This window comes from Pseudoflavonifractor sp. BSD2780061688st1 E11 (assembly GCF_005844125.1).
GTDB lineage: Bacteria > Bacillota > Clostridia > Lachnospirales > Lachnospiraceae > Sellimonas > Sellimonas catena.
In genome coordinates this window covers 16230-27259 of record NZ_SPHM01000040.1, presented here as the reverse complement: position 1 = coordinate 27259, position 11030 = coordinate 16230, and the positions used below count along the sequence as shown (strand labels likewise).

At 46.6% G+C, this 11030-nt stretch carries 10 protein-coding genes; 7 read left to right on the top strand and 3 right to left on the bottom strand.

Annotation, left to right across the window (positions count from 1 at the left end; genetic code table 11):
• The first annotated feature begins 200 nt into the window (after nt 1–200).
• Nucleotides 201–857 (top strand): YigZ family protein, encoded by a 657-nt coding sequence (locus tag FGQ85_RS14955; protein WP_087167495.1) that lies wholly within the window; start codon nt 201–203, stop codon nt 855–857.
• Between the two features lie 39 nt (nt 858–896).
• On the opposite strand, the gene raiA is transcribed toward FGQ85_RS14955, so the two are convergent.
• From raiA to typA, 3 genes are all read right to left on the bottom strand, one after another.
• A complete protein-coding gene (gene raiA / locus FGQ85_RS14950) occupies nt 897–1436 on the bottom strand; it encodes a ribosome-associated translation inhibitor RaiA (protein ID WP_087167494.1) in 540 nt (179 codons plus the stop codon).
• A 209-nt stretch (nt 1437–1645) separates the two neighbouring features.
• Nucleotides 1646–2524, bottom strand: a complete 879-nt coding sequence (locus tag FGQ85_RS14945; protein ID WP_087254565.1) for a phosphatase PAP2 family protein — start codon at nt 2522–2524, stop codon at nt 1646–1648.
• 25 nt (nt 2525–2549) lie between these two features.
• Nucleotides 2550–4379 carry a translational GTPase TypA gene (gene typA, locus FGQ85_RS14940; RefSeq protein WP_087254562.1) on the bottom strand — a complete coding sequence of 610 codons (1830 nt, stop codon included), beginning with the start codon at nt 4377–4379 and terminating at the stop codon, nt 2550–2552.
• 212 nt (nt 4380–4591) lie between these two features.
• Here typA and FGQ85_RS14935 point away from each other — a divergent pair, with 212 nt between their 5' ends.
• From FGQ85_RS14935 to secA, 6 genes are all read left to right on the top strand, one after another.
• Nucleotides 4592–5227: a single-stranded DNA-binding protein gene (locus FGQ85_RS14935; protein WP_087167491.1), complete on the top strand. Its 636-nt coding sequence runs from the start codon at nt 4592–4594 to the stop codon at nt 5225–5227.
• Between the two features lie 128 nt (nt 5228–5355).
• The gene (gene dapA, locus FGQ85_RS14930) at nt 5356–6243 is read left to right on the top strand and encodes a 4-hydroxy-tetrahydrodipicolinate synthase (protein WP_087167490.1); all 888 of its coding nucleotides are present in this window, start codon (nt 5356–5358) and stop codon (nt 6241–6243) included.
• Between the two features lie 70 nt (nt 6244–6313).
• The gene (dapB, locus tag FGQ85_RS14925; RefSeq protein ID WP_138373839.1) at nt 6314–7072 is read left to right on the top strand and encodes a 4-hydroxy-tetrahydrodipicolinate reductase; all 759 of its coding nucleotides are present in this window, start codon (nt 6314–6316) and stop codon (nt 7070–7072) included.
• A 72-nt stretch (nt 7073–7144) separates the two neighbouring features.
• Nucleotides 7145–7414: a hypothetical protein gene (locus FGQ85_RS14920; RefSeq protein WP_087167488.1), complete on the top strand. Its 270-nt coding sequence runs from the start codon at nt 7145–7147 to the stop codon at nt 7412–7414.
• Between the two features lie 129 nt (nt 7415–7543).
• Nucleotides 7544–8329, top strand: a complete 786-nt coding sequence (gene hisA / locus FGQ85_RS14915; RefSeq protein ID WP_118637717.1) for a phosphoribosylformimino-5-aminoimidazole carboxamide ribotide isomerase — start codon at nt 7544–7546, stop codon at nt 8327–8329.
• Between the two features lie 119 nt (nt 8330–8448).
• Entirely contained in the window at nt 8449–11019 is a 2571-nt protein-coding gene (gene secA, locus FGQ85_RS14910; protein ID WP_087167486.1) for a preprotein translocase subunit SecA, read from the top strand.
• Nucleotides 11020–11030: the final 11 nt, after the last annotated feature.

Genomic DNA, 11030 nt, shown 5'->3' with positions numbered 1-11030 from the left:
AACGACAAAAATCGCTGTAGCCCAGTAAACACAAGGGATACAGCGATTTTTTCTTCCAATAACTGTCAAAGACAGGATTTCAATATTGAAATAAAGAAAAAAATGCAATCTTCAGTATTCGCTGATAAAAATTTAAGAAAAAGTTTTGAAAATGTTGAAATTCCTGTTATAGTAGAAAAGAAGATACAGGAGGAACGAACATGGTCGAAGAATACAGGACAGTGCTTGAAAACGGGGAAGCGGAAATTGTTGAAAAGAGATCTCGTTTTCTGGCGGCGGTTTCCCATATTGACACGGAGGAAGAGGCGCTGGAATTTATAGAGAGCATCCGGAAAAAGCATTACAATGCTACGCACAACTGCTATGCCTATGTTCTGGGAGAGCGGTTTGAACTGCAGCGTTTCAGTGATGATGGAGAGCCGGGAGGAACCGCCGGGAAGCCGATTCTCGATGTATTGACAGGAGAGGACATCCATGACTCCGTGATTGTCGTGACCCGTTATTTTGGAGGAACGCTTCTTGGAACCGGCGGGCTTGTCAGGGCCTACTCCGGAGCAGCAAAAGAGGGACTTCTTGCAAGTGCTATTATTACCAGAAAACGAGGGATTAAACTGAAAATCCGGACTGAATATACCGGACTGGGGAAGATCCAGTACATCCTTGCCCAGAATGGGATTCATGTTCTGGACACCCGGTATACGGAAGCTGTCTGCATGGAGTGTCTGATTCCTTACAGAGAAAAGGGAAAAATGGAAAAAGAGCTGACAGAAGGGACAAACGGACAGGCGAAACTGGAGTGGGGCGAAGAGTGCTTTTTCGCAGTGCATAAGGGAGAAACGATGCTGTTTGAGAAATAGGGAAGGGGCTGTGTTTTACAGCCCCTTGCTTTTATAATACTACTGGAATTCCGGTTCGATCAAACCGTAAGTATTATTCTTTCTCTTGTATACAACATTGACTTCATCTGTCTCAGCGTTGGTAAATACATAGAAATTATGACCGAGAAGTTCCATCTGAATGCATGCGTCTTCCGGAAACATTGGTTTGATACCAAAGCGTTTTGTACGGATAATCTGAATAGAATCGTCTTCCACGCTGTCGTGATCATGATCTTCCACAAATGATTTGCTGAAATCCACACCAGCCTGATGTTTTTCAACCAGCTTGTTTTTATATTTGCGGAGCTGACGTTCGATGATCTCTTCGACAAGGTCGATAGAAACATACATATCGTTGCTGGACTGTTCGGAGCGGATAATATTTCCCTTGAGAGGGATAGTGACTTCAATTTTCTGCTCTTCCCTTTCCACACTGAGTGTAACGTGTATCTCGGTTTCAGGAGTGAAATATCTTTCCAACTTTCCAAGTTTGTGCTCGATTGTTTCCTTTAAAGCAGGCGTCACATCGATATTTTTTCCTCTGATAATAAATTTCATAAGCCCAACTCCTTTTTCCTGTATTTTCTGCCCGGCTGCGAAAGCAGTTCAATCTGGCAGAAGATCTGTTTTCAAATCATAGATTTGAATTCCTGCCCTTATTATACTACGAAGACTTTGGACATGCAATTATAAATAACTAAAAAAAATATTAAAAGTAATAAGTTTACTGACAAAATCTGAGAAGTACAAACAATAGAATGAAAAAACTATGCTTTTTTCTGGACGAATACAAAGAGGGCAGGATATAAAAACAGAATCCAGAAAACGAGGAAAGCGTAAACAAATGCTTTCCAGAGCAGGGCGGAGCCAAGGCCCGAGAGGAACAGCTTGAACAGGAGTGTGGAAAAAAGACCTGCAAGCAGTTTTATGGCCTGTGCGGTACGGGTGCGTGCCGCGGTGGAAAACCGGAGTCGTGTCTGTTCCAGATAAAGTCCTGCGGCGAAACCAAGTCCGGCTCCGGCGGCTTTGATACAGTCTGCGGCATATCTGACAGCCAGCCGGTCAAGGTGCATTAGAAGACAGGCGTAAAGAAGCACTGCAAAAGCACAGATGGCCAGGACGATACACAGTGTCCGGATATGGTCAAAAAGCCTGGAAGAAAATCTGGAGAAAAACCAGGAAAAGGCAAGGGAAACTGTCAGGGCAGCAAGCACATCCTTGGGTGTATGGACGCCCAGGTACATTCTTGAAAAACCGATCAGAAGAAATGCTGCGGTAAATAACACTTTCAGAATCCTGTTTCCGGCTTTCATTGCAAGGGGAGCAAACAGACAGGTGCCGCCTTGCGTGTGACCGCTTGGAAACGAATAACCGGTGGCATGGGAAACGGCACTCTTTACCGGCGGAAAATCCGGGTCCAAAACCCAGGGACGCGGAATCCGAAACGTAATCTTCATACTCTGTACGAAAAGCCCGGATGAAAAATAGGTCAGGCCCAGCTGACAGGCGAATGTTTTATTAACGCACCAGTAAAAGCAGCAGATTAATGCAAGAAGAAAGGTTTCCTGACCAAAACAGGTAACGAACTGAAAGAATTCGTTACCTGCAGGAGTCCGGATGCCTTCTAAAAACCATAAAAAATCCATATAGACACCTCAGAATAATTCACTTTTATTTTTTCGCGCTGTCACGTCTGCGCATTCTGGAATCCAGAATCTTTTTACGGATCCGGAGACTCTTCGGAGTCACTTCCAGAAGTTCATCTGTATCAATGAAATCCAGCGCCTCCTCCAGACTCAGGATACGCGGAGGAGAGAGTTTTAATGCGTCATCAGAACCGGAAGCACGAGTGTTGGTCAGGTGCTTCGCCCGGCAGACATTGATTTCGATATCATCGGTCTTTGCATTCTGGCCGACTACCATTCCGGCATAGACACGTTCCCCCGGAGTGATAAATAATGTTCCGCGTTCCTGGGCATTGAAAAGACCGTAGGTCAGAGCCTCGCCTGTCTCGAAAGCGATCAGAGAACCGTTTTTACGATACTGAATTTCGCCTTTGTACGGAGCGTAGCCGTCAAAGGCAGTGTTCATGATTCCGTTCCCCTTTGTATCGGTCAGAAAGTCGCCGCGGTATCCGATCAGGCCCCGGGACGGGATGGAAAATTCCAGTCTGGTGTAGGCACCGTTTGACATTCCCATATTCCGGAGTTCGCCCTTTCTCTGGCTCAGCTTGTCAATGACGGTTCCGGTAAACTCGTCCGGAACATCGATGTAGACAAGCTCCATCGGCTCTAACAGTTTTCCGTTTTCGTCTTCTTTATAAAGAACCTCTGCCTTGCTGACAGCAAATTCGTAGCCTTCGCGTCGCATGTTCTCGATCAGGACGGAAAGATGGAGCTCGCCTCGTCCGGACACTTTGAAGCTGTCCATGTCATCGGTATCTTCCACGCGGAGACTGACATCCGTATTCAGTTCACGGAACAGACGGTCGCGGAGATGACGGGAAGTTACGAATTTTCCTTCCTGCCCTGCAAACGGGCTGTCGTTAACCTTGAACTGCATGGAGATCGTAGGCTCGGAAATTTTCTGGAACGGGATCGGATCCGGATGTTCCGGGGAGCAGATCGTATCTCCGATGGAAATATCAGCGATACCGGAAATGGCAACAATAGAACCGATTCCGGCCTCTTTGACCTCGATTTTGTTCAAACCGTCAAACTCATAGAGCTTGCTGATTTTTACCCGTTTCTGCTTGTCCGGCTCGTGATGGTTGACAACGATGACATCCTGATTTACCCGGATTGTTCCATTGTCAACTTTTCCTACACCGATACGTCCCACATATTCATTATAATCGATTGTACTGATGAGCACCTGGGTGGCGGCGTCCGGATCTCCTTCCGGGGCAGGGATGTATTCCAGAATCGTCTCGAAAAGCGGGATCATATTTTCCGGTTTGTCATCCAGCTCCAGAATCGCGTACCCGCCTTTGGCAGAAGCGTACACAAACGGGCAGTCCAGCTGGCTGTCATCTGCGTCCAGATCCATAAAGAGCTCCAGTGTCTCGTCAATCACTGCATCCGGACGTGCTTCCGGACGGTCGATTTTGTTGATGCAGACAATGACCGGCAGCTTTAATTCCAGCGCTTTTTTCAGAACGAATTTGGTCTGCGGCATCGGCCCTTCAAAGGCGTCTACAACAAGGACAACACCGTTTACCATTTTGAGGACACGTTCTACCTCGCCGCCAAAATCGGCATGTCCCGGTGTATCAATAATATTGATTTTCGTATTTTTGTAGTGTACGGCTGTATTTTTTGAAAGAATGGTGATGCCGCGCTCACGCTCGATGTCATTGGAGTCCATGACACGCTCTTCAACTTCCTGATTCTCACGGAAGACGCCGCTCTGTTTTAAAAGCTCGTCAACCAGAGTTGTTTTCCCGTGGTCTACATGGGCGATAATGGCAATATTACGAATATCTTCACGTTTTATTTTCATATCGTTATATCCTTCTTTCTACTTATATAATGTAGCAACTTATATAGTCTACCATATTTTTTGGATTTTACAAGCATTTCTATCCATATTTATCGGAATATGTCGATCGAAATTTATGGAAAATCTTCTGGAATGGTCATATCCTTTCAAGGAGGGGCATAAAGTATTAAAGATAAAAAACTACGTATCAGAGGAAGGGAGAATTACATTTCATGTCAGATAAGATCATTGAAAACAACCAGGTAACGATTATGGGACAGGTGGCGACAACATTCGAATTCAGCCACGAAGTATTTGGAGAGGGCTTCTACACGATGGAAGTGCTTGTGAAGCGCCTGAGCAACTCGGAGGACCGGATCCCGGTCATGATCTCTGAGCGTCTGATCGATGTGACCCAGGATTATGTGGGAGAGTATATTATCGTTCAGGGACAGTTCCGGTCCTATAATCGGCATGAGGAACAGAAAAACAGACTTGTGCTGTCCGTCTTCGCAAGGGAAGTGTCCTTTGTGGAGAGCGATGAGGATATGGACGGTGTCAAGACAAACAGCATTTTTCTGGACGGCTATATCTGTAAAGCACCGGTATACAGAAAGACTCCGCTTGGAAGGGAAATTGCGGACCTTCTGCTGGCCGTCAACCGACCGTACGGGAAATCAGACTATATTCCATGTATCTGCTGGGGACGTAACGCAAGGTTTGCCTCCTCGTTTGAAGTCGGCGCGCATGTACATATTCTCGGACGGGTACAGAGCCGGGAATATATAAAAAAATTATCGGAGACGGAGACAGAGAAAAGAACCGCTTATGAAGTGTCGGTAAGCAAGCTGGAATGCCAGGAAGAATAAGGACCCAATGCTGGCAGGACTCGTTGAATTGATGTTTGACACATGTTGGGAATAGTGATAAACTTTCAGTAATGACGATTTAATGTTCTAAAGTGTGAAAAGGAAACAAACGAGTTGGAGGTAATATTATGTCGATATTTACAGGGTCAGGTGTAGCGATTGTGACACCATTTTTACCGGATGGTTCCGTAAACTATGATAAGCTCGATGAACTGATTGAGTATCATATTGATCATAAGACGGATGCGATTATTATCTGTGGTACGACCGGTGAGTCATCCACGTTGACAGAAGAAGAGCATATGGAGTGCATCAAATTTACGATTCAGCAGGTGAAAAAGAGAGTCCCGGTCATTGCAGGAACGGGGTCAAATGCGACATTTACGACAATCGAAATGTCAAGAGAAGCGGTTGAGTACGGCGCGGATGCGCTGCTTCTTGTAACGCCTTACTATAACAAGGCGACACAGAAAGGACTGGTTGCCCATTACAAGGCGGTAGCCGATGAGGCGAAGGCGCCGATTATTCTCTACAGCGTAGCAAGCCGGACCGGTCTGAATATTGCACCGGAGACGGCAGCAGAGCTTGCCAAAATCGATAACATCGTGGCAATCAAAGAAGCATCAGGAAATATTTCCCAGATTGCGAAAATCATGCAGCTGACGGACGGAAAGCTGGATCTGTATTCGGGCAATGACGATCAGATCGTCCCGCTTCTGTCTCTTGGAGGCAAGGGAGTCATCTCCGTTCTTGCCAATATTGCACCGGAGTACACCCATGACATCTGCCGGAAGTTCTTTGACGGCGATCTGAAAGGAAGTCTGAAGATGCAGCTGGATGCGTTGCCGCTGATCGACAAGCTGTTCTGCGAGGTCAATCCGATTCCGGTAAAGACGGCGATGAATCTGCTTGGAAAAGAAGTTGGAGGTCTGAGAATGCCGCTTTCCCCGATGGAGGAGGCTCACAAACAGGCTCTTGCAGAAGAGATGAAAAAGTTTGGAATGAAACTGGCTTAACAGAATCAGGAAAAGAAAAGAGGGAGCCGAAAGGCGCCCTCTTTGGATATGCGAAAGGAGAAGAGCGAAGATGGTAAGAATAATTATGCATGGCTGTAATGGGAAAATGGGACAGGTGATCACCCGGCTCGCGGCAGAAGACGGCAATTGTCAGATTGTGGCAGGAATTGATACATTCCGCGGGATTGAAAATACCTATCCGGTATTTGACAATCTGAAAGACTGTGATGTGGAAGCAGATGTTGTGATCGATTTTTCAAACGCAAAAGCGGTGGACGGGCTTTTGGAAGCCTGCTGCGAAAAGAAACTTCCAGTAGTGCTTTGTACGACCGGTCTTTCCGAAGAGCAGCTTCAGAAAGTGGAAGACGCGGCAAAAGAGACGGCTGTTCTTAAATCTGCCAATATGTCTCTCGGCATCAATCTGCTGATGCGTCTTTTGAAGGATGCTGCCAAAGTCCTTGCCCCGGCAGGATATGATATTGAAATTGTTGAAAAGCATCATAATAAAAAGGTAGACGCGCCAAGCGGAACAGCGCTTGCACTTGCCGATGCCATCAATGAGACCCAGGATCCACAGTACGCATACTGTTTTGACAGAAGTCAGGAGAGAAAGCCAAGGGAAAAAAGAGAGATCGGAATCTCGGCTGTCCGCGGCGGAACGATCGTCGGGGAACACGAGGTGCTCTTTGCGGGAGAGGATGAAGTGATTGAGTTTAAACATACCGCTTATTCCAAAGCCGTGTTCGGAAAAGGAGCACTGGAAGCGGCAAAATTCCTGGCAGAGAAGCCGGCAGGAAGATATGAAATGAGCGATGTGATTTCATTTTAATTCTCACATGAATAAAATCTGATTTTCTGCAGATAGTAAGTAGTGCAAATTCTATTTGCAGGAGGGAAAAAGATGAAATCTTGGAAACGAGCCGCTCTTGTTCTGCTGAGTGTGTTCATGCTTGGCTGCATGACTGCATGTTCAGGAGAAAACCGTGTCAATGATGCGACAAACGGAAGTAATACCGGGAACACGCTGGAGGAAGATATCAATAATGGAGCTGACGCCCTGGAAGACGGTGCCGAGGACTTAAAAGACGGTGTCGAAGACGGTGCCCGGGATATCAAAGATGGCGTGGAAGATGCGCTGGATGGAAACAGCAGAACAGATATGGACAGATAAGAGAGCCTTTTTGGCTCTCTTATCTGCGATTATGGAGGAGATATTTGGCTTGACGGAAGAGAGGAACCTGTGTTAATGTAAGAAAATAAATTGACGTGGTAAAGTAAAAAAGTGTTGGGAGGTAAAAAGATGCGGTTCCGTCCTTGTATTGATATACATAATGGCAAAGTAAAACAGATTGTAGGCGGAAGCCTCACCGACCGGGGGGACAGGGCCAGCACCAATTTTGTGGCGGATAAACCGGCAGACTGGTTTGCGGGCAGATATCAGGAGGACGGCCTTTATGGAGGTCATGTTATTCTTCTGAATCCGGCATCGTCTCCGTATTTTGAGGAGACAAAAAAGCAGGCACTTCGGGCCCTTCAGGCATTCCCAGGAGGACTTCAGATCGGAGGCGGTATCCGGGCGGATAATGCCGGAGATTATTTAGATGCGGGAGCGAGTCATGTCATTGTCACATCTTATGTTTTTTCCGACGGCCGGATCCGGTGGGATCATCTGGAACAGCTGAAAGATGCCGTGGGAAAGGAGCGGATTGTTCTGGATTTAAGCTGCAGAAAACGAGATGGAAAATATCTGGTTGTCACAGACCGGTGGCAGAAATTTACGGACACTGAAGTGACCCGGGAACTTTTGAATATGCTGGCCGGTTTCTGTGCCGAGTTTCTGATTCACGGTGTTGACGTGGAGGGACGCTCTGCGGGAATCGATCAGGAGCTTGCCGGAATCCTTGGAACATGGGAGAAAGCCGGCGAAATACCTGTGACGTACGCCGGCGGAATTGCATCCATGGAGGATATAAGGATATTGCAGAAAGCAGGAAAAGACAGGGTGGATTTTACCGTGGGAAGTGCTCTGGATCTTTTCGGAGGAGAGCTAAGCTACGATGAAATCAGACAGAAGTATCATGGCTGACGTTTGTGAACACGGTGGAAAGAGTTTGTGAACACTTTAGAAACAGGTTGAACAAGCCCGTGGATAGTGTTAAAATGAGGAATGGATTAATTTTTTAGAACGATAAGGAGCAGTAAAAAATGGGACTGATACAGAAAGTGTTTGGTACACACAGCCAGCATGAGTTAAAGAGAATCTATCCGATCGTAGATCATATCGAAGCTTTGGAACCTGAGATGCAGAAGCTTTCTGATGAAGAATTAAGAGATAAAACGAGAGAATATAAGGAACGGTACGCAAAGGGAGAAACTCTGGATGACCTGCTTCCTGAGGCATTTGCCACAGTAAGAGAGGCAGCAGTAAGATCCATCGGAATGAAACATTACCGTGTACAGCTGATCGGCGGTATTGTCCTTCATCAGGGACGTATTTCCGAGATGAAGACCGGTGAAGGAAAGACACTTGTATCCACACTTCCGGCTTACTTGAATGCCCTCACGGGAGAAGGTGTTCATATCGTTACTGTCAACGACTATCTGGCAAAGCGTGACGCCGAGTGGATGGGAAAAGTACACGAATTTCTGGGACTGAAAGTCGGAGTCGTATTAAACGATATGGACAATGACCAGAGAAGAGCGGCCTATGCCTGTGATATTACATACGTCACCAACAATGAACTTGGATTTGATTATCTGAGAGATAACATGGTGATCTATAAAGAGCAGCTTGTACAAAGGGGACTGAAATACGCCATCATCGATGAGGTCGACTCCGTTCTGATCGACGAGGCAAGAACCCCTCTGATTATTTCCGGCCAGAGCAGTAAGTCCACAAAGCTCTACGAGGCGTGTGATATTCTTGCGCAACAGATGGAGCGTGGAGAAGCAAGCGGTGAATTCTCTAAGATGAATGCAATTCTTGGTGAAGAGATTGAAGAAACCGGAGACTTCATCGTCAACGAAAAAGAGAAGGCCATCAACCTGACGGAAGACGGTGTAAAGAAGGTTGAAAACTTCTTCCATATTGAAAATCTGGCAGATCCGGAAAATCTGGAGATCCAGCATAATATCATCCTGGCCCTGAGAGCACACAACCTGATGTTCCGTGACAAGGATTATGTAGTAAAAGACAACGAAGTGCTGATCGTCGATGAGTTTACAGGACGTATCATGCCGGGAAGAAGGTATTCCGACGGACTTCATCAGGCAATCGAGGCAAAAGAGCATGTAAAAGTCAACCGGGAGAGTAAAACACTTGCAACGGTTACCTTCCAGAACTTCTTTAATAAGTATGAAAAGAAATGTGGTATGACAGGTACCGCCCTGACAGAAGAAAAAGAGTTCCGCGATATCTACGGAATGGATGTTGTGGAAATTCCGACCAACAAACCGGTTATCCGGAAGGATCTGGACGATGCTGTTTACAAGACCAAGAAAGAGAAGTTTAACGCAGTATGCGATGCTATTGAGGAAGCACATGCAAAGGGGCAGCCGGTTCTGGTTGGTACGATTACCATTGAGACCAGTGAGCTTTTAAGCAAAATGCTCAGAAAACGAGGTATCCGCCATAATGTCCTGAATGCCAAGTTCCATGAGCTGGAAGCACAGATCGTAGCTGAGGCCGGACAGCACGGCGCGGTTACGATTGCGACCAATATGGCGGGCCGTGGTACCGATATCAAGCTGGATGAAAAGGCAAGAGAAGCCGGCGGCTTAAAGATCATCGGTACAGAGCGTCATGAATCCAGACGAATTGACAACCAGCTCCGCGGACGTTCCGGACGTCAGGGCGATCCGGGTGAATCCCGTTTCTACCTTTCTCTGGAAGACGACCTGCTCCGCCTGTTCGGCTCTGAAAAGCTGATGTCCGTATTCAATGCGCTGGGCGTGGAAGACGGAGAACAGATTGAACACAAGATGCTTTCAGGAGCGATTGAAAAGGCGCAGAAGAAGATCGAGTTCAACAACTATGGTATCCGTAAGAATCTTCTGGAATATGACCAGGTTATGAATGAACAAAGAGAGATTATCTACGAAGAACGCCGCCGTGTGCTTGACGGGGAAAGCATGAGAGATTCCATCTATCATATGATTACAGAATATGTGGAAGATCTTGTTGACAGATATGCTCCGGCTGACAGATCCGGTGATGAGTGGGATCTGGAAGGCATGGATGTGGCGCTTCATGAGACCATTCCGATGATTCAGGCTGTGACCGGGGAAGATGTGAAGAAAAAGCAGCAGAAAGAGCTGAAGCATCTTCTGAAAGAACGTGCTGTCAAAGCATACGAGGCAAAGGAAGCAGAATTCCCGGAACCGGAACATTTAAGAGAAGTAGAGCGTGTCGTACTGCTCAGAGCGATTGATGGCAGATGGATGGATCATATCGACGATATGGACCAGCTTCGTCAGGGAATCGGTCTTCAGGCATATGGGCAGAAAGATCCGCTCGTGGAATACAAGATGCTTGGATACGACATGTTCGGTGAGATGACAAAGGCTATTGAGGCGGATACGATCCGTGTGCTCTTCCATGTCAAGATGGAACAGAAAGTGGAAAGAGAACAGGTTGTAAAAGTAACAGGAACAAACAAGGACGACTCGGCATCCCATGCGCCGAAAGTCCGCACAGAAAAGAAAGTTTACCCGAATGATCCGTGTCCATGCGGAAGCGGCCTGAAATACAAACAGTGCTGCGGGAAAAAGAAATAATAAAAATAAAA

Excerpts from the sequence above, each read along its gene's own strand:
- secA (WP_087167486.1), top strand. The coding sequence starts at position 8,449 with ATGGGACTGATACAGAAAGTGTTTGGTACACACAGCCAGCATGAGTTA.
- hisA (WP_118637717.1), top strand. The coding sequence starts at position 7,544 with ATGCGGTTCCGTCCTTGTATTGATATACATAATGGCAAAGTAAAACAG.
- FGQ85_RS14945 (WP_087254565.1), bottom strand. The coding sequence starts at position 2,524 with ATGGATTTTTTATGGTTTTTAGAAGGCATCCGGACTCCTGCAGGTAAC.
- FGQ85_RS14920 (WP_087167488.1), top strand. The coding sequence starts at position 7,145 with ATGAAATCTTGGAAACGAGCCGCTCTTGTTCTGCTGAGTGTGTTCATG.
- dapA (WP_087167490.1), top strand. The coding sequence starts at position 5,356 with ATGTCGATATTTACAGGGTCAGGTGTAGCGATTGTGACACCATTTTTA.
- raiA (WP_087167494.1), bottom strand. The coding sequence starts at position 1,436 with ATGAAATTTATTATCAGAGGAAAAAATATCGATGTGACGCCTGCTTTA.
- FGQ85_RS14935 (WP_087167491.1), top strand. The coding sequence starts at position 4,592 with ATGTCAGATAAGATCATTGAAAACAACCAGGTAACGATTATGGGACAG.
- dapB (WP_138373839.1), top strand. The coding sequence starts at position 6,314 with ATGGTAAGAATAATTATGCATGGCTGTAATGGGAAAATGGGACAGGTG.
- FGQ85_RS14955 (WP_087167495.1), top strand. The coding sequence starts at position 201 with ATGGTCGAAGAATACAGGACAGTGCTTGAAAACGGGGAAGCGGAAATT.
- typA (WP_087254562.1), bottom strand. The coding sequence starts at position 4,379 with ATGAAAATAAAACGTGAAGATATTCGTAATATTGCCATTATCGCCCAT.